The sequence below is a fragment of the Lentzea aerocolonigenes genome (assembly GCF_000955955.1).
GTDB classification, from domain to species: Bacteria; Actinomycetota; Actinomycetes; order Mycobacteriales; family Pseudonocardiaceae; genus Lentzea; species Lentzea aerocolonigenes_A.
Genome location: NZ_JYJG01000084.1, coordinates 1 through 17,429, shown reverse-complemented (window position 1 = coordinate 17,429; position 17,429 = coordinate 1). Strand labels below are relative to the sequence as shown.

Here is a 17,429-nt window from a genome sequence, read left to right as displayed (position 1 = left end):
TTGGGTGAAGCGATTAGGACGAACGGACGCGAACGTCAGGGAAGACGGGCCTCTCCGCGTGCGACCAAACGGCGCACTAGGCCATCCGGGACTTCTTCGGAGGTGAGCGCGAAGCAGAGGTGGTCACGCCACTGGCCGGCAACATCCAGATAACGCTTGAAGAGGCCTTCCTCGCGGTAGCCGGATTTGGCCAGCACGCGAAGTGAGGCGGCGTTCTCTGGACGGACAGTCGCTTCGAGCCGGTGCAGACCAGCGTCGCGGAAGGCGTGATCCGTGAGCAACGCCACGGCCGCCGTTGCGACGCCGCCGCCCGCCCGATCAGCGGCTACCCAGTAGCCGATCCAGGCCGAGAGCAACGAGCCGCGCACGATGTTGCCGACGGTGATCTGGCCGGCGACCTCGCCGTTGACCAGGATCATGAACGGCAGCGTGGTGCCGCGCCGGGCCATCGCACGCAGCGACGACCACTGGGCGGGCCAGGAGAGCGTCGCGTTGCGCTCCTCCCAGCCCTCAGCGGCTGTGGGCTCCCATTGTTCGAGGTAGTCGCGGTCACGGATGCGCTGGCGCGACCACTTCGAGCCGTCGAAGAGCCGGGGACCACGCAGTTCGACGGTTCCCGCACGCACCTCGATGGGCCCCAGCCGGGCGGGCCAGCCGGGGTGCCTGCCGAGATCCGCGAAAACGCTCATCCACGCTGCGCTAGGAAGCTGACCAGCACCTCTTCGCCGACCGAGACCTCCGTGACGTCCTCGTCGACCATGATGAGGCAGTTGGCCTCGGCCAGTGAGGCGAGCAGGTGGGCACCGGACGTGCCGAGCGGCTGCACCAGGTACTCGCCGTTGTCCGCGTCGCGCAGCAGCTGCCCGCGCAGGAAGCCGCGCCGGCCCTTCGTCGACTGCAGCGGCGACAGCAGCCGGGCGCTGACGGCCCGGCGGTACGGGTTCTTCTTGCCCAGCGCAGCCCTGATCAGCGGCCTGACCAGCACCTCGAACACGACCAGAGCGCTCATCGGGTTCGCCGGCAGCAGGAACGTCGGCACGGCGTCCGGGCCGAGTCGCCCGAAGCCCTGCGCGGAGCCGGGGTGCATGGCGATGCGGGTGACGTCCATGTCACCGAGGTCGGCCAGCGCCGCCTTGACCTCGTCACCGATCGCGCCGCCCACCCCACCGGCGATGACGACGATCTCGGAGAGCAGCAGCCGGCCTTCGACGACCTCGCGCAGCCGGCGCGGGTCGGCGGACATGATGCCGACCCGGCTGACCTCGGCTCCCGCGTCGCGGGCGGCGGCGGACAGCGCGTACGAGTTCACGTCGTAGACCTGCCCCTGGCCGGGCGTGCGGTCGACGTCGACGAGCTCCTCGCCGAGCGAGATCACGGAGACTCGCGGACGCGGGTGGACGAGCACTTTGTTGCGGCCGACAGCGGCCAGCAGACCCACCTGAGCTGCACCGATGGACGCGCCACGACGCACTGCGACGTCACCCGTCTGCACGTCCTCACCGGTGCGGCGGACGAACCCGGCGGACGGCACGCTGCGGTTGACCGTCACCTTGGCGTGGTGGCCGTCGGTGTAGCCGACCGGCACGACCGCGTCGGCCAGCGTGGGCAGCGGCGCACCGGTCGCGACCCGCACGGCCTGGCCGGGCTGCAGGCGGCGGGGCTGCCGGGAGCCGGCCGGGATCTCGCCCACGACCGGTAGCTGCACGGGGCTCGCGTTCGCGCCGGACACGTCGACGCTGCGCACGGCGTAGCCGTCCACGGCGGCCTGGTCGAAGCCGGGCAACGCGCGTTCCGCCACGACCTCCTCGGCGCAGAGCAGGCCCTGCGACTCCGAGATCGCCACCCGCACGGGTGCGGGCCGCACCGCGGCCGCGATCACCCGAGCGAGCTGCTCGTCCACTGACCTCATGTGATTGGTCCTAGCGCTCAGGAGTTGTCGAGGCGTTCCCGCAACCACTCGCGCAGATCGGGTCCGTACTCCGGGGTCTTGAGTGCGAAGTCAACCGCAGCCCGCAGGAATCCGGCGGGATTGCCGAGGTCGTGTCGCCCGCCGCGGTGGACCACGACGTGCACGGGGTGACCCTCCGCGATCAGCAGCGCGATGGCGTCCGTGAGCTGCAGCTCACCGCCCGCACCAGGGGTGATGCGCTTGAGCGCGTCGAAGATGGCCCGGTCGAGCAGGTAGCGCCCGGCGGCGGCGAACGTCGACGGCGCGTCCTCCGGCTTCGGCTTCTCGACCATGCCGACGACCTGCTTGACGTCGTCGTTGCCGGTGTCGCGGACGTCGAACACGCCGTACGCGGAGATCTGCTCGCGCGGGATGTCGAACGCCAGCAGGACACTGCCGCCCTTCTCCTCACGGACCTTCGCCATCTTCTTGAGGGCGTCGGTGGGCAGGATGATGTCGTCCGGCAGCAGCACCGCGACGGCCTCGTCGTCGCCGGTCAGGTTGCCTTCGGCGCACCCGACGGCGTGCCCGAGGCCCAGCGCCTGCTCCTGGACGGCGGTCTCGGCCTTGATCAGCTTCGGGGCGCGCTGGATCTTCTCGACCAGGTCGGTCTTGCCCTTGGCGGCCAGCGACTGCTCGAGCTCGGGGCTCTCGTCGAAGTAGTTCGCGACCGACCCCTTGGTCGGCGAGGTCACGATGACCAGCTTCGTCGCGCCTGCCTCTGCGGCTTCCCTGGCCACGTACTCGATGGCCGGGGTGTCGACCAGCGGCAGCAACTCCTTCGGCACGGCCTTGGTCGTGGGGAGGAAACGGGTGCCCAAGCCGGCCGCGGGCACGATAGCGGTGTGGAAGGCGCTGCTCATGGGCAGCGATGCTAACGACATACCGGGAGTTACCCACCATGACGTCCGATCTTCGTGATCGTAAGGCCACGCTGCGTTCACGGTTGCAGGCCGCGCGCCGTGCGGTTTCCGCCGAGGACCGCGCTGTGGAGGCGGCGGCGCTGGCGGCGCACGTGGCCGCCCTGGACGTTCGTCCTGATCAGACTGTGTGCGCGTTCCTGCCGGTCGGGTCGGAGCCCGGTGACGCGTCGTGGCTGGACGGACTGCGCTGCCGCGTGCTGCTACCGATCGTGACGGGGGACGCGCCGCTCGACTGGGCCGTCCACACCGGAGCACTCGCTCAGGCCGGTCTGGGACTGCTCGAACCCACCGGACCGCGGCTCGGCGCCTCGGCGATCTCTGGAGCCTCGCTGGTGCTGGTGCCCGCGCTGGCGGTGTCGGTGTCCGGGGTGCGGCTCGGGAAGGGCAAGGGCCACTACGACCGGACGTTGCCGCTGGTCAAAGCCCCGTTGGTGGCTGTCGTGCGGGATGCGGAAGTGCTCGCCGACGTGCCCGCGGAGCCGCATGACGTGCTGATGAACGGCGTTTTGACCCCCTCGGTGGGCCTGCGGTGGCTGTGACTTTGACCTGGGGTGTTTGCACTCCGGGAAGGACTTGAGCGAAAATCGTGTTGGCACTCACAACGGTCGAGTGCCAGAGCTAGGAGCAAACCCAGTGCCTACGTACCAGTACGCCTGCACCGCGTGTGAGCACCGGTTCGAGGCTGTGCAGTCGTTCAGCGACGCCTCGCTCACCGAGTGCCCCGAGTGCTCGGGCAAGCTGCGCAAGCTCTTCGGCGCCGTCGGTGTCGTCTTCAAGGGCAGCGGTTTCTACCGCACGGACAGCCGGTCCTCGACCAAGAGCACGTCGTCGACCACTTCGTCCACGCCCGCGGCGTCGTCGGACTCGAAGTCGTCGGAGAAGAAGACGTCTTCGTCGGACTCGAAGTCTTCGACGAGCGCTCCGGCAGCAGCTGCGTCCTGAAGATCGCGAGTTGTCCACAACTTGCGGCTGAGCCCCCTTTGACATGCCCTCGACGGCCCTACCGTCGAGGGCATGACTCTTTCCAGCACCGCGTTCGACCGGGTCCGCGTTCTGCTCCGCCGTCGTCCTTCTGTTGCGTGGCGCCGGTTTCTGGCTCTGGGCCTGGTGCTACTGGCCGCTCTGGGAGCCTTCTGGCCTGACGTGGGGTACCCGGCCGTCGTCACCTCACGTGATCTGCCTGCCGGTGCCGCGCTGTCGGCGACCGATGTCCGGCTGGTGTCTTTCCCGGCCCCTGTCACGGGTTCGTTCTCCCGCGCGGACCTGGTCGTGGGCAGAACGTTGAGCGGTGCGGCACGTTCCGGCGTCCCGCTGACCGACTTCGATCTTTCCTCAGCTACCGACGACCTGGCTTCCGTTGCCGTGCGGGTCGCTGACCAGGGCCTGGCCGGTGTGGTGCGGATGGGCGACCGGGTCGACGTGGTGTCGCCGTCGGCCGAAGTGCTGGCGGAGAACGCATCCGTGCGTGAGACACGAGGACAAGTCGTTGTGCTCATGTTGCCGAGACTTAATGCGAATCGCGTGGCCGCGATGTCACTGGATCATGCGTTAGCCGTTACCCTCCGCTGATGCTGAAGGGTTTCAAGGACTTTTTGATGCGCGGAAACGTCATCGACCTGGCTGTGGCCGTGGTCATCGGCGCCGCGTTCGGAGCGATCGTCACCGCGTTCACGGCGAACATCATCAACCCGCTGGTCGCCTTGCTCGGCGGCAACAACGTGGAGGGCCTGGCGGTCAAGCTCGGTGACTCCGACAAGACCGTGATGGACTTCGGTGCGCTGATCACCGCGGGCATCAACTTCGTGATCGTCGCCGCGGTCGTCTACTTCATCTTCGTGCTCCCGATGAACAAGATCAAGGAGCGCCGCGAGCGGGGTGTGGAGCCCGGCCCGTCCGAGCCCACCGATGTCGAGCTGCTCAAGGAGATCCGCGACCTGCTGGCCGCGCAGAACGGGCAGCAGCCGACGTCAGGAACCGACGTGCGCAACCCGAAGGTCTAGGGACGAGGCGCGCGGTCTCACCAGTGAGCGCCGCGCGCCTTCTCCTGGCTCGGCGGGTGCAGCCGCCACTTCTCCTCCGTCGTGCCCAGGCAGATCTCGCCGGCCCGAGCGGCGGCCAGCGCGTGATGGCCGACGCGGCTGGCACGCATCAGCTGTTCCTGACCCGTACCTTCGATCCACCGCACGAGGTTGTTGCTCGTGTGCTCCACCACCGCACGCCAGACGGCGCTGATGAACGCGATCATGCGCGGGTCCATGTCGTCCCACACGACGGCGCTGATCATGCCGCTGGCGAGGACGCCGTCCGTGCAGAGGCTCCGACGCCACTCCACCACGCGTCCGGCCTGGGGAGCGCGCCTGGCGTAGCCGGTGAACCGCGGTGTGGGCAGCCGGGGATGGATCTCCGGGTCCCAGAGAAACGCGTTGCGTTCCACATCGAGCACGGAGTCCCGCACCGGCGGCCTGGACGTGGTCTGAGCGGGCCACGGGGCGCGTCCGTCGATGATCCGCGTAGACGGCCAGGCAGCGACGATCGCCGCCTGCAGGGCGGCCTCGTCCTGCGGCAGCAGCAGCACGGTCGCCATCCGGTCCGAGCGCTTCGGCTTGAAGTCCGGGTTCCACGGCCTGCGCATCACGACCCCCTATCCGCCGTGGTGCGGCGGCCGGTTCTCGCGGTACCAAGCTTCGCGGTCGCCTTCGGGGGCGCCACCGCGTTCGTCCGACGTCGTCTCCGGCAGCACGTCGCCGAACACCTCAGCCAGCCGGCGACGGCGCTTCACAGCAGCGTCGTCGTCGGCCGGCTCTGGCGAATCACTCTTCGTCAAGACCACTCAACTGCTCGATGACGTAGGGCACCAACGCCGACAGCGTCGCCATGCCGTCGCGAACGGCGGACCTGGAGCCCGCGAGGTTCACGACCAGCGTGCTGCCGGAGACGCCCACGAGCCCGCGCGAGATGCCCGCGTCGACCGCGCCCGCGGCGAGACCGGAGGCGCGGAGGGCCTCGGCGATGCCGTGGATCGGACGGTCGAGCACACCCTGCGTGGCGTCGGGGGTGACGTCGCGCGGGGACACACCTGTGCCGCCCACGGTGACCACGAGGTCGACGCCACCGATGACGGCCGTGTTGAGCGCGGCCCGGATGTCGACCACCTCACCCTCGACCGCGACGGTGCCGTCGACGATGAAGCCCGCTTCTTCGAGCAGTTCGGTGACGAGGGGACCGGAGTTGTCGTCCTGCTCGCCGTGCGCCACCCGGTCGTCCACGATCACGACCAAAGCGCGGCCAAGGCGCTGCGCGCTGCGTTCCATACCGATCACCGTAGCGGGAGTCGGACTTCGAAGCGGCAGCCAGGACCTTGGTTCTGCACGGCGATCGTCCCGTCGTGCGCGTCGACCAGGCCGCGCGCGATCGCGAGGCCCAGTCCGGCACCGGACGGATTGCGTGCCGGAGAACCGCGGAACCCCACGTCGAACACGTGAGGCAGCACGTCAGCGGGTATGCCGCCGCACGCGTCGTCCACCCGCACCACCGCTTCGCCACCGTCCACATCGACCTGGACGGCGACCGTGCCGCCCTCCGGTGTGTGGCGAATGGCGTTCGACACGAGGTTGCGCACGACACGCATCAGTTCCGGATCTGACCCGCGCACGACCGGCCACTCGCGAGCGTCCGCGCGCAGCTCCACACCTCGAAGCTGAGCCACGGGCCGCGACGCCGCCACGACATCGCTGACCACATCGGCCAGCGCCACGTCGTGCAGCGCCAGCTTCAACGCGCCCGCCGTGATCCGCGACAGCTCGAACAGGTCGTCCACCAGCTTCGACAGGTGGTCGGCCTCCTGCGCGATCTGCTTCGCGTAGACGGCCACCTCGCCCGGCTCGGAGACGACGCCGTCCTCCAGCGCCTCGGTCATCGCCCGGATCCCGGCCAGCGGCGTGCGCAGGTCGTGACTGATCCACGCCACCAGCTGCCGCCGCGCCGCCTCGGCCTCGCGCTCCCACATGGTCCGCCGCGCGATCGCCCGGCCCAGCATGATCGAGAACGGCACGGTGACCACCGCGACCACCGCGCACGCCATGAGCGCGGCGTTGAGCATCGGGGTGAACATGAACCCGCTCACGACGAGCACGCCGCCGATGGTCGCGACCACCGGCACGATCACCATGACGGTCATCGCGGTGGTCAGCGACACCCGGCTCAGCCGGTCGAAGATCTTCACAACGAACTTCTGTCGTACCGGTAGCCCACACCCCACACGGTGCTGAGCCGCCGCGGCTTGGCGGGATCCTTCTCGATCTTCTCCCGCAACCGTCGCACGTGGACGGTCACGGTCGACTGGTCGCCGAACTGCCAGCCCCACACCCGTTCCAGCAGCTCGGCCCGCCCGAACGCCTTGCCCGCGTTGCCGATGAAGAACGCCAGCAGGTCGAACTCCCGGGTCGTCAGCTGCAACGGCATGCCGTCCAACGTCGCGGTGTGCGCGGCCACGTCGAGCTCGAGGTCCCCATCTCGCACCACCCGCGGCTCGTAGGCCCGGCTGGCGCGCCGCAGCACCGACGACACCCGCAACGCCAGCTCGCGCGGGCTGAACGGCTTGGTGACGTAGTCGTCCGCCCCGATCTGCAACCCGGCGATGCGATCCTCTTCCTCGCCCAGCGCCGTCAGCATCACCACCGGCGTGCTGCCGCGCTGCCGGATCCGCCGGCACACCTCGATCCCGTCGATCCCGGGCAGCATCAGGTCCAGCACGACGATGTCCGGCTCGTGCGCGGCCATCAGCTGCAGCGCCGTCTCCCCGTCGCCGGCGAGCTCGACCTCGTACCCGGCGTGTTCGAGGTAGCGGCGCACCACGTCCCGCACCGTCGTGTCGTCGTCGACGACCAGCACCCGTTCCACCACGTCACCAAGCTAGGCCACCCGAGCCCGCCCGGCTCAGATCCGTAAGAAAACGAAAAGAGACCGGCCTGCGCGCGGGGCAGGTGCGCACAGGGCCGGTCCTTCGGGTCGTGACGCGTGGTTCTGGCGGGCGGCGGATGCCAGAACCACGCGCTCCCCCGACCTATCCCACCTCGACGCCGTCGAGGGTGGCTTCCACAGTCCTGTTGTCGGACAACGTGATCGTGACCTTGTCGCCGGGCGCCTTGGACCGAACAGCGGCCACCAGCGTGTCCGACTCGTCGATCCGCCGGTCCCCGAACTTGGTGATCACGTCGCCGGCCTTCAGCCCGGCCTTCTCGGCAGCACCGCCAGGCGTGATCTCGGAGATCTTGGCGCCCTGCTCGGTCGACTCGACCTTCACGCCGAGCACGGTCTGCTTGGGCTTGCCGGACTTCACGATCTCGTCGACCGTGCGGCGGGCCTGGTCCATCGGGATCGCGAAGCCGATGCCGACGGAACCGGCCTGGCCGCCCGACTGGTTCGGGCTGTAGATCGCGGAGTTGATGCCCACGACCTGGCCCTGCATGTTCACCAGCGGGCCGCCCGAATTGCCGGGGTTGATCGCCGCGTCGGTCTGGATCGCGTTCAGCACGGTCGCCTGCGAGTTGCGGGCGTCACCACCGGCCGAGACCGGGCGGTTCAGCGAGGAGACGATGCCGGACGTGACGGTGCCGGACAGCTCGAACGGCGAGCCGATCGCGACGACGCCCTGGCCGATCTTCATGTCGCCCGAGTTGCCGAGCTGCACGACGGGCAACCCTGAGACGCCGTCCGCCTGGATGACCGCGATGTCCGAGCTCGGGTCGCGGCCCAGGATCTTGGCGCTGACCGTCTTGCCGTCCTGGAAGACGACCTTGATGTCACCGCCGGCCGCGGCACCCTCGACGACGTGGTTGTTCGTCACGATCTGGCCGTTGCTGGAGATGATGAAGCCGGAGCCCTCGCCAGCGCCCTGTCGCGTCACGACCTGGATCTGCACGACGGACGGCAGCAGCTTGTTCGCGACCTCCTCGACCGAGCCCGCCGGGGCGTTGCTGGTCTGCGAGGCCGGGCGCGGCGTGTCGAGCGAGCTGACGGACGACGACTCGTTCGCGAAGGTGTAGCCCAGGTAGCCGCCCAGACCGCCGGAGAGGCCACCGACGAGCAGCACGAGGGCCGCGACGCCCGCCACGACCTTGCCGCGGCCCTTGGGGCGCGCAGGGACGGGCGGAGGCTGGTAACCGGGCGGCAGGTAGTACTGGCCCGTGGACGGGCCGGGTTCCGCACCGAACTGGGCGGTGGTGGACCCCAGGCCGAGGGGGTGGCCCTGGGGAAGTTGGCCGGACCCGGTTGGAGGTAGCTGCTGGCCGGGTCCGGACCCGCCGAGCTGCGCCTGGCCCGCGTCAGGTGAGGGCACCTGCGGCTGGGCCGAAGAATAAGAGGCGGGCACGTCACCCAAGCCCGCACCAGGTGAAGGCACCTGGCCCGAGGAGAAGGAAGCGGGCGCGTCGCCCAGGCCCGCGGCAGGTGAAGGCACCTGCCGCTGGGCGGAGGTGAACGAAGCGGGCACATCACCCAGGCCTGCGGGTGCTCCATGAGCCCCAGCCTGGCCGGATCCCCCCTGCAAAGGATCCGGCTGGCCGGGTTCCGGCTGCGACGGGCCCTGCTCCCGCGCGCCGGAGTCGCTCTGACCGGCGGTCGGCGGCACGGAGTGGGGCTGGTCCGGCTGCTGCGCTGGCTGGTTGCTCTCGGTCATGGGCATAGTCTCTCGGCCCGTCCTGAGAGAACCCTTAGACCAGCCTTGGAGCTCTGTGAGGAGTTCTTCAGACCGTTCGGAGGCGCTCGGCGATCTGTTCCGGCGTCACGTCGTTGATCCACACGGCTTCACCGGACTCGGAGCCCGCGAGGTACTTCAGCTTGTCCGCGGTCCGCAGCACCGAGAAGACCTGCAGGTGCAGCCACAGCTCGTCACGACCGACGTTGACCGGCGCCTGGTGCCACGCCGCGATGTACGGCAACGGCCGGTTGTACAAGGCATCCAGCCGGTGCAACACCTTCAGGTACAACGACGCGAAGTCGTCACGCTCCACAGAGGACAGACCGGCGAGGTCCGCGACCTGGCGACGCGGCGCCAGCACGACCTCGACCGGCCAGCGCGCCGCAGCAGGCACGAACGCCACCCAGTGCGGAGACTCCTCCACCACACGCGCGCCCGCGCGTAGCTCGGCCTCCAGCACGTCACCGAACAACGGACGCCCGTTAGCTGCGTAGTACTCCAACGCGGCTTCCAGCATGCGTTCGGTCCGAGGCGTCACGAACGGGTACGCGTAGATCTGGCCGTGCGGGTGCGAGAGCGTCACACCGATCTCTTCACCGCGGTTCTCGAACGGGAAGACCTGCTCGACACCGGGCAACGACGACAGGTACTCGACCCGGTCGGCCCAGGCGTCGACGACGGTCCGCACGCGCGACGGCGAGAGCTCACCGAACGACTTGTTGTGGTCGGACGTGAAGCACACGACCTCACAACGCCCACGCCCCGGCGCGCGCACGAACAGCGCCTCACCATCCACAGTGGACGGAACTTCGGGAACGTTCTGCGCCAGCGAGGGAAACCGGTTCTCGAACACGACGACGTCGTAGTCGGCCTCGGGAATCTCCGTGGGCCGCCCCGGCGTCGACGGGCACAACGGACAGAGGTCCGCCGGCGGTTTGTACGTCCGAGTCTGGCGATGAGCCGCCATGGCGACCCACTCGCGGGTCAACGGGTCCAGCCGGACTTCGGACATCGGCTGAGACTCCGGGAGGTCCCGGGTGTCCACCGCGACCCGCGGTGGCGCCTCAGCGCTGTCGTCGAAGTAGATGATCTCCCGGCCGTCCGCCAGCTTCCCCGCGGTACGCCTCACGCCAACTCCTCGCCGCTTCCTGGTACATGCGCCAAAACCAACTCACCGACCTGCTCGGTGAGTGCCGCGCGCGCGTCGTCCGACAGACCTTCGTCGGTCACCAGCACGTGCGCCTCGTCGAGGTCGGCGATCGTGGAAATGCCCACGGTGCCCCACTTCGTGTGGTCCGCGACCACGACCACCCGCCCGGCGGCGTCGACGAGCGCGCGGTCCGTTTCGCTCTCGTTGAGGTTCGGGGTGGTGAAGCCGGAGCGCTCGGCCATGCCGTGCACGCCCAGGAACACCACGTCGAGGTGCAGAGACCGCAACGCCTGCACGGCCACCGGGCCCACCAGCGCGTCGGACGGCGTGCGCACGCCACCGGTCAGCACCACCGTGCGGTCGGTGCGCCCGCTCTGCTGCAGCACGTCAGCCACGCGGATCGAGTTCGTGACGACGGTCAGGTCCGGGATGTCGTCCAGGAACCGGGCCAACGTCCACGTCGTCGTGCCCGCGGACAGCCCGATGGCCGTTCCCGGACGCACGAGTCCCGCCGCCAGCGCCGCGATCGCTTCCTTCTCGGGCAGCTGCCGCACCGACTTGGCCTCGAACCCCGGCTCGTCGGTCGAGCGGCCGACCACGGACGTCGCGCCGCCGTAGACCTTCTCCACCAGTCCGCGCGAGGCGAGCACGTCGAGGTCGCGGCGCACGGTCATGTCGGAGACGCCGAGCCGGACGACCAGGTCGCTCACGCGCACCGCGCCAGTCCGCTTGACCTCTTCCAGGATCACCGCTTGCCGTTGACGTGCCAGCACCTCACACCTCTTCCCTGAGGACGACGACGTCCCCGGCTCGCACGGTGAGGCGTCCGGAGACCTGCGCGCCGGACAACACGTCGACACCGGACGCCTCGATCTGCGCGTCGGTGTCGGTGTGGTTGACGGCGAAGAGCCACGATACGTCGCCCTTCCGCCTCACAAGCTCGATCCCGCTGTGTTCGATCCTTTGGGCAGACACCGGTACGCCCGCACCGGAAAGCGCGTTTTCCACCGTTCGGCGGAGACCGCTCCCATCAAGATCGCACGCCACGTACCACGCGACACCGTTGCCGAACGCGTTTCGTGTCACCGCGGGCACGCCGGGCAACGGCCCGTCGACGTACGAGGCAACGATGTCAGCGGTCCTGACGTGCAGGTGTTCCGTCCACAGCGAGACTGTTGAACCATCACTCAACGAGACGGTTTCGCCTTGCCGCAGCGGGAAGAACTCCTCCGACCACACACCCAGGACGTCGCGGAACGCACCGGGGTACCCGCCCAGCCGGATCCGGAGGTGTTCGTCGGCAACACCGGACAAGTACGTGACCACGACATGACCGCCGCCTGCCACGTAGTCGGCGACTACAGCGGCGTGCGCGTCGGACACCGCGTGGAACGCCGGTACGACGACCATCGAGTACGCCGAGAGGTTCGTGCCGGGCGCCACGAAGTCGACCGTGACCCCGGACTCCCACAAAGCCTTGTAGTAGCCGAAGACGTGCTTGAAGTAGTCGAAGTCCTGGGTCGGGTGCGCGTCCTGCTGCAGCGCCCAGCCGGACTGGAAGTCGTAGAGGATCGCGACCGGAGCGTCCACAGTGGATCCGGCAACTCCGGTCAACTGCCCGAGCTCCGCACCGACCTGGCACACCTCGCGGTACACCTTGGTGTCGGTTCCGGCGTGCGGCACCATCGCCGAGTGGTAGCGCTCGCCACCACCGCGCGACTGCCGCCACTGGAAGAACAGGGCTCCGTCCGCACCGCGGGCGATGTGCTGGAACGAGTGCCGCCGCATCTCGCCCGGCAGCTTCGCGATGTTGCGCGGCTGCCAGTTCACCGCGGACGTCGAGTGCTCCATCAGCAACCACGGCTCACCGCCCGCCAGCCCGCGCACGAGGTCCGCGGACATCGCGAGCTCGACGTGCCGGTCGGGTGACTGGGACTCGGTGTAGTGGTCGTTGGAGACGAAGTCGACCTCGCGCGCCCACTTCCAGTAGTCCAGCGCGCCGAAGGTCCAGTTGACCATGAAGTTCGTGGTGACCGGCACGTCCGGCGTGATCATCTTCAGCACGTCGCGCTCGGCCTTGTACAGCTCGAGGATCGCGTCGTCGGAGAACCGGTCGTAGTCGAGCACGTGGCCGGGGTTCGAGAACGTCGGCGTGACACGCGGCGGCAGGATCTGCGACCAGTCCGTGTAGCCCTGGCTCCAGAACGCCGTCGACCACGCGTCGTTCAACTGATCGAGCGTGTACCGCGATGACAGCCAGTCACGGAACGACGCCGCGCACGTGTCGCAATAGCAGCGCTTCACGTGGCACGCGTACTCGTTGCCGACGTGCCACGCGGCCAGCGCCGGGTGGTCGCGGTAGTGCGAGGCCATCTCGGCGGCGAGCGCGGTCGCCCGGTCGCGGTAGATCGGCGACGACGGGCAGTACGCCTGCCGTGATCCGTGCGATAACCGCACGCCGTCCGCGCGGACGGGCAGCATCTCGGGGTACGCGGTGGTGAGCCACGGAGGGGGCGCGGCGGTGGCCGTCGCGAGGTCGACGCGGATGCCTCCCGCGTGCAGCAGGTCGAGCACCCGGTCGAGCCAGCCGAACCGGTACTCACCCTTGCTGACCTCGATCTTCGCCCAGCTGAAGATCCCCACGCTGACCAGGTTCACCCCGGCCCTGCGCATCAGTTCGACGTCCTCAGCCCACACGTGTTCAGGCCACTGCTCGGGGTTGTAGTCAGCACCCCAGCCGAGCCCGGGCATGTCAGTTGGCCAAGTCGTCACGGCGGCAAGAGTGGCCGACAAACACCCACAACGTCAACACAAGCAAACACAACTTCACGTTTGGGTCTGTTCGGCGGTTGACCGGTACAAGTACCGGGATCGTGCTAGAAACCGGCTGTGCACGGGTTTAACAGCTGAGTAACGGGACTTGACAGGATGTGTGCCTGGGACCACATTGTGCGCAACTTTGTTGGAGTCCTGTTCGGTTCGCACACGAGCGAGTGTCACCTGTAGGAGCGAAGATGGTCCGGTACGCGTCAGGTTCCTCTCCGTTACCGCAACTCGACAGGCGCACCCTGTTGCGGATCATGCTGGCCGGCGCCGGTGTGGCCGCGACCGGTGGCCTCGCGGCGTGCGGTGGCGGCGGTTCGGGCTCCGGTAGCGACTCGAAGGTCGTCACCTTCGGCAACAACCTGTCCGACCAGGTGCCGAAGGACGCGATCACGGCGGCGGTCAAGGCGTTCGAGAAGAACTCCGGCGGCCTGTCCGTCACGATCAACACCAAGCAGCACGAGCAGTACCAGGAGCAGATCAACAACTACCTGCAGGGCAAGCCGGACGACGTGCTCGCCTGGTTCGCGGGCTACCGCATGCGGTTCTTCGCCGACCAGGGCCTCACCGGCGACCTGAGCGACCTGTGGGGCAAGGTCGGTGGCAACTACTCCGACGCGCTCAAGCAGGCGTCCACGGGTTCGGACAAGAAGCAGTACTTCATCCCGTTCACCCAGTACCCGTGGGGCATCTTCTACCGCAAGAGCGTCTGGCAGGAGAAGGGTTACCAGACCCCGAAGACGCTCGACGAGCTCGTCGCGCTCGCCACGAAGATGAAGGCCGACGGCCTGATCCCGATCGCGTCCGCCGGCAAGCAGGGCTGGCCCCTCATGGGCACGTTCGACCAGCTGAACTTCCGCCAGAACGGCTACCAGTTCCACGTCGACCTGTTGGCCGGCAAGGAGAGCTGGCAGGACAAGAAGGTCAAGGACGTGTTCGACACCTGGAAGCGGCTGCTGCCGTTCCACCAGGAGAACGCACTCGGCCGCGAGTGGCAGGAAGCCGCGCAGACGTTGCAGCAGAAGAAGTCCGGCATGTACCTGCTGGGCGCGTTCGTGGGCCAGCAGTTCCCGGACGCGGAGAAGGACGACCTGGACTTCTTCCCGTTCCCGGAGATCAACCCGGAGCACGGCACGGACACGGTCGAAGCGCCGATCGACGGCTACATGATGGCGAAGAAGCCGGCCAACCCGGAGGGCGCGCTCAAGCTGCTCGAGTACCTGTCGAGCGCCGAGCCGCAGCTCGCCTACCTGAAGGCCGACCCGACCGCGGTCGCGACCAACCAGACGGCGGACACGTCCGGCTACAACGCGCTGCAGAAGAAGTCGGCTGAGGTCATCAAGAACGCCAAGCACATCACGCAGTTCCTCGACCGCGACACCGATCCCGGTTTCGCGAGCGAGGCGGCGACCAACGGCCTCATCTCCTTCATCAAGAACCCCGACGACGTCGACACCGTGCTCAAGGGCATGGCCGACCAGGCGAAGAACATCTTCAAGTGACCGCATTGCAGGAGAAGCCGAAGGCGGTGGCCCCCCAGGGGCCGCCGCCTCGTCGGCGTGGAAAGCGTGCCACCGCCCTCGCCGGCACGGACAAACTGGTGCTGGGGCTCATGCTCGGCATCCCCACGATCGTGCACCTGCTGTTCGTGTGGATCCCGACGCTGGGCTCCGTCGCGCTGTCGTTCAGCAGGTGGAACGGCATCGGCGGCTTCGAGGACATCGAGTGGATCGGTGTCTCGAACTACGTCGAGATCTTCACCGAGTACCCGCGGTTCTGGCCGGCCGTGCAGCACAACCTGATCTGGCTGGCGTTCCTGCTCATCGTGCCGACATGTGCGGGTTTGCTGCTCGCCGTGCTGCTCGACCGCGAGATCAAGTTCAGCCGGATCTACCAGAGCGCGCTGTACATGCCGATGGTGCTGTCGCTCGCGCTCATCGGGTTCATCTGGCAGCTGATCTACACGCCCGACGGCGGTCTGCTGAACTCGCTGCTCGGCCTGAGCGACAAGCCCGTCGACTGGATCGGCGACTCCGACATCAACCTCTACGCCGTGCTCGTCGCGGCGGCGTGGCGGCACACCGGCTACATCATGCTGCTGTACTTGGCCGGCCTGAAGGGTGTCGACCCGTCGCTGAAGGAAGCCGCCTCGCTGGACGGTGCCTCGGCGACCCAGACGTTCTTCCTCGTCACCTTCCCGGTGATGAAGCCGGTGAACATCGTCGTCGCGGTCGTGACGGTGATCGAGGCGCTGCGCGCGTTCGACATCGTGTACGTCATCAACAAGGGGCGCAACGGACTCGAGCTGTTGTCGGTGCTGGTGACCGACAACATCATCGGTGAGGCCTCGCGCATCGGCCGGGGTTCCGCGGTGGCGGTGATCCTGCTGACGATCTCGCTCGGCGTGATCATCCCCTACCTGTACCAGACGTTCAGCAAGGAGAACCGGTCGTGACGGCCACGCTGGAACGGCCTTCGGTGCCGGCTGTTAAGAAGCGCACCGTGACTCCGGCGCGGGTCGCGTTGCACACCTTCCTGATCCTGACGTGCCTCATGACGCTGGCGCCCCTGCTGTGGGCCGTCTACGCGTCGCTGCGCACGTACGAGGACACGTCGGTCAACGGGTACTTCTCCATCGCGAAGTCGCTCACGCTCGAGAACTTCGCGAAGGCGTGGGACATCGGCGACCTGCCGCACTTCTACTGGAACACGTTCCTGATCACCGTCCCGGCGCTGATCATCACGCTGCTGCTCAGCTCGATGGTGGCGTTCGGCGTGTCCCGGTTCAGCTTCAAGTTCAACCTGCTGCTGCTCATGATCTTCACCGCGGGCAACCTGTTGCCGCAGCAGGTGATCGTGACGCCGCTGTGGCGCCTGTACCGGCTCATCGAGGTGCCGGAGTGGATCAGCGACAGCGGTTCGCTGATCGACTCGCCGATCGGTGTCGTGCTGATCCACATCGCCTTCCAGTCCGGCTTCTGCACGTTCGTGCTGTCGAACTACATGAAGACGATCCCGTACGAGCTGACCGAGGCCGCGCGGGTCGACGGCGCGTCGGTGTTCCGGCAGTACTGGCAGCTGACGCTGCCGCTGTGCCGGCCGGTGCTCGCCGCGCTGGCGACGCTGGAGTTCACCTGGATCTACAACGACTTCCTGTGGGCGTTGGTGCTGATCCAGGACGGCGACAAGATGCCGGTCACCTCGGCGTTGCAGAACCTCAAGGGCACGTTCTTCACGGACAACAACCTCATCGCGGCGGGGTCGCTGCTGGTGGCGTTGCCGACGTTGGTGGTGTTCTTCGTGCTGCAGCGGCAGTTCGTCGGCGGTTTGACCCTCGGCTCCACGAAGGGCTGACGAACGGAAGCCGTCACGGTCGCCGGAGCACAATGGCGACCGTGACGATCACCCTGCGCCCGTGGCGGACGGACGACCTGCCCGCACTGCTCGCGGCACACCGCGACCCGGCGATGCGCCGCTGGCTCTCCACTTCCCTCACCGACGAGGCGGAAGCGCGGCAGTGGCTGGACGTGCAGGCGGCCGGGTGGGCCTCCCGGACCCGGTTCAGCTTCGCCGTGCTGACTCAGCACGTCCCCGTCGGCCACGTGGTGGTGAAGGCGACCGCGGAGGTGGCCGAAGTCGGCTACTGGACCGCACCTCAGGCCCGCGGCCAGGGCATCGCCGCGCGCGCCGTGGAAACCGTGACGGGCTGGGCGTTCTACACGCTGAACCTCACCCGCCTCAGCCTCGTGCACGCCGAGGACAACCAGGCTTCCTGCCGGGTCGCGGAGAAGTGCGGCTACGTCCTGGATGAACGGATCCCGCCCGCACCACCGGCCTATGCCGCCAGCGCTCACCGGCACGTGCGCAAACGATGAAGGGAACCTTCAT

At 68.2% G+C, this 17,429-nt stretch carries 20 protein-coding genes; 8 read left to right on the top strand and 12 right to left on the bottom strand.

Translation table 11 applies throughout. From position 1 onward, the window contains the following. Positions 1-35: 35 nt before the first annotated feature. From UK23_RS13905 to UK23_RS13895, 3 genes are read right to left on the bottom strand one after another with little or no spacing between them, the layout of a single operon-like run. Positions 36-689, bottom strand: coding sequence for a GNAT family N-acetyltransferase (locus UK23_RS13905; protein ID WP_045311905.1), 654 nt, complete (start codon positions 687-689; stop codon positions 36-38). Next, the gene (gene glp / locus UK23_RS13900) at positions 686-1,909 is read right to left on the bottom strand and encodes a gephyrin-like molybdotransferase Glp (RefSeq protein ID WP_045311904.1); all 1,224 of its coding nucleotides are present in this window, start codon (positions 1,907-1,909) and stop codon (positions 686-688) included. The genes UK23_RS13905 and glp overlap by 4 nt, the downstream gene beginning before the upstream one ends. A gap of 17 nt (positions 1,910-1,926) precedes the next feature. Next, entirely contained in the window at positions 1,927-2,811 is an 885-nt protein-coding gene (locus tag UK23_RS13895; protein ID WP_156213089.1) for a UTP--glucose-1-phosphate uridylyltransferase, read from the bottom strand. Between the two features lie 38 nt (positions 2,812-2,849). Here UK23_RS13895 and UK23_RS13890 point away from each other — a divergent pair, with 38 nt between their 5' ends. The 4 genes from UK23_RS13890 (at position 2,850) to mscL (ending at position 4,871) form a co-directional block, all read left to right on the top strand. Continuing rightward, positions 2,850-3,410, top strand: coding sequence for a 5-formyltetrahydrofolate cyclo-ligase (locus UK23_RS13890; protein ID WP_045311902.1), 561 nt, complete (start codon positions 2,850-2,852; stop codon positions 3,408-3,410). A 94-nt stretch (positions 3,411-3,504) separates the two neighbouring features. Then, positions 3,505-3,813, top strand: coding sequence for an FmdB family zinc ribbon protein (locus UK23_RS13885; protein ID WP_045311901.1), 309 nt, complete (start codon positions 3,505-3,507; stop codon positions 3,811-3,813). A 72-nt stretch (positions 3,814-3,885) separates the two neighbouring features. Next, positions 3,886-4,440: an SAF domain-containing protein gene (locus UK23_RS13880; protein WP_045311900.1), complete on the top strand. Its 555-nt coding sequence runs from the start codon at positions 3,886-3,888 to the stop codon at positions 4,438-4,440. After that, complete coding sequence (gene mscL / locus UK23_RS13875) at positions 4,440-4,871, top strand: large-conductance mechanosensitive channel protein MscL (RefSeq protein ID WP_045311899.1); 432 nt, start codon at positions 4,440-4,442, stop codon at positions 4,869-4,871. The genes UK23_RS13880 and mscL overlap by 1 nt, the downstream gene beginning before the upstream one ends. Positions 4,872-4,888: 17 nt before the next feature. On the opposite strand, the gene UK23_RS13870 is transcribed toward mscL, so the two are convergent. The 9 genes from UK23_RS13870 to UK23_RS13835 form a co-directional block, all read right to left on the bottom strand. Beyond that, positions 4,889-5,503: a hypothetical protein gene (locus UK23_RS13870; RefSeq protein ID WP_045311898.1), complete on the bottom strand. Its 615-nt coding sequence runs from the start codon at positions 5,501-5,503 to the stop codon at positions 4,889-4,891. Between the two features lie 9 nt (positions 5,504-5,512). Beyond that, the gene (locus UK23_RS51520) at positions 5,513-5,695 is read right to left on the bottom strand and encodes a hypothetical protein (RefSeq protein WP_156213088.1); all 183 of its coding nucleotides are present in this window, start codon (positions 5,693-5,695) and stop codon (positions 5,513-5,515) included. Further along, the gene (locus UK23_RS13865; protein WP_045311897.1) at positions 5,682-6,182 is read right to left on the bottom strand and encodes a MogA/MoaB family molybdenum cofactor biosynthesis protein; all 501 of its coding nucleotides are present in this window, start codon (positions 6,180-6,182) and stop codon (positions 5,682-5,684) included. Before UK23_RS13865 ends, UK23_RS51520 begins: the two co-directional genes overlap by 14 nt. A 5-nt stretch (positions 6,183-6,187) precedes the next feature. After that, on the bottom strand, positions 6,188-7,048 hold the full coding sequence (locus UK23_RS13860; protein ID WP_082114643.1) for a sensor histidine kinase: 861 nt from the start codon (positions 7,046-7,048) through the stop codon (positions 6,188-6,190). Between the two features lie 41 nt (positions 7,049-7,089). Next, entirely contained in the window at positions 7,090-7,773 is a 684-nt protein-coding gene (locus UK23_RS13855) for a response regulator transcription factor (RefSeq protein ID WP_045311895.1), read from the bottom strand. Positions 7,774-7,933: 160 nt separating this feature from the next. After that, the gene (locus UK23_RS13850) at positions 7,934-9,547 is read right to left on the bottom strand and encodes a S1C family serine protease (protein WP_082114637.1); all 1,614 of its coding nucleotides are present in this window, start codon (positions 9,545-9,547) and stop codon (positions 7,934-7,936) included. Between the two features lie 67 nt (positions 9,548-9,614). Then, entirely contained in the window at positions 9,615-10,697 is a 1,083-nt protein-coding gene (galT, locus tag UK23_RS13845; RefSeq protein ID WP_045311894.1) for a galactose-1-phosphate uridylyltransferase, read from the bottom strand. Further along, positions 10,694-11,491, bottom strand: a complete 798-nt coding sequence (locus tag UK23_RS13840) for a DeoR/GlpR family DNA-binding transcription regulator (protein ID WP_045311893.1) — start codon at positions 11,489-11,491, stop codon at positions 10,694-10,696. Before UK23_RS13840 ends, galT begins: the two co-directional genes overlap by 4 nt. Before the next feature lies 1 nt (position 11,492). Next, complete coding sequence (locus UK23_RS13835) at positions 11,493-13,490, bottom strand: beta-galactosidase (protein WP_196777728.1); 1,998 nt, start codon at positions 13,488-13,490, stop codon at positions 11,493-11,495. A 242-nt stretch (positions 13,491-13,732) separates the two neighbouring features. On the opposite strand from UK23_RS13835, the gene UK23_RS13830 reads away from it, so the two are divergent. The 4 genes from UK23_RS13830 to UK23_RS13815 are packed head-to-tail and all read left to right on the top strand — an operon-like array spanning position 13,733 to position 17,416. Further along, positions 13,733-15,043, top strand: a complete 1,311-nt coding sequence (locus UK23_RS13830; protein WP_045311891.1) for an ABC transporter substrate-binding protein — start codon at positions 13,733-13,735, stop codon at positions 15,041-15,043. Continuing rightward, on the top strand, positions 15,040-15,996 hold the full coding sequence (locus UK23_RS13825) for a carbohydrate ABC transporter permease (protein ID WP_231114502.1): 957 nt from the start codon (positions 15,040-15,042) through the stop codon (positions 15,994-15,996). Before UK23_RS13830 ends, UK23_RS13825 begins: the two co-directional genes overlap by 4 nt. Next, on the top strand, positions 15,993-16,895 hold the full coding sequence (locus UK23_RS13820; RefSeq protein WP_231114501.1) for a carbohydrate ABC transporter permease: 903 nt from the start codon (positions 15,993-15,995) through the stop codon (positions 16,893-16,895). Before UK23_RS13825 ends, UK23_RS13820 begins: the two co-directional genes overlap by 4 nt. 41 nt (positions 16,896-16,936) lie before the next feature. After that, on the top strand, positions 16,937-17,416 hold the full coding sequence (locus UK23_RS13815) for a GNAT family N-acetyltransferase (RefSeq protein WP_196777727.1): 480 nt from the start codon (positions 16,937-16,939) through the stop codon (positions 17,414-17,416). The last annotated feature ends 13 nt before the right edge of the window (positions 17,417-17,429 follow it).